The organism is Sphingobium sp. LMA1-1-1.1, assembly GCF_040676365.1.
Lineage (GTDB): Bacteria > Pseudomonadota > Alphaproteobacteria > Sphingomonadales > Sphingomonadaceae > Sphingobium.
In genome coordinates, this window is record NZ_JBEGHS010000057.1 from 1 (window position 1) to 272 (window position 272).

At 62.9% G+C, this 272-nt stretch carries 1 protein-coding gene; it reads right to left on the reverse strand.

Going from position 1 to position 272, the window contains the following annotated elements; genetic code table 11:
• A partial coding sequence (locus tag MRBLMA1_RS20040) for a hypothetical protein (RefSeq protein WP_363739290.1) occupies positions 1-272 on the reverse strand: 272 nt, incomplete at both ends.

The window sequence follows — 272 nt, forward strand, 5'->3', positions numbered from 1 at the left end:
CATTTGCCGACAGCGAAATCGCATCGTTCGCAATGGGCGGTGTCCAGCTCACGATCGCCGAGAACTGCTCGCGGGGCGCGAAGGCAGGCTCGGTGTCCTTGACAATGGCCGGCGCGGTAGCCGTGGCGGGTGCGGTGACGACATTCTTCACCTTGGGCCGGAAGATGGACGCGCCAAGGTTGACCAGAAGCCGGTCCGTTGGCTTGATCTGGAGACTGCCTTCGATGCCGTAGTTGGTCGCCGGGCTGTTCGTGACCAGACCCGACGAGTTT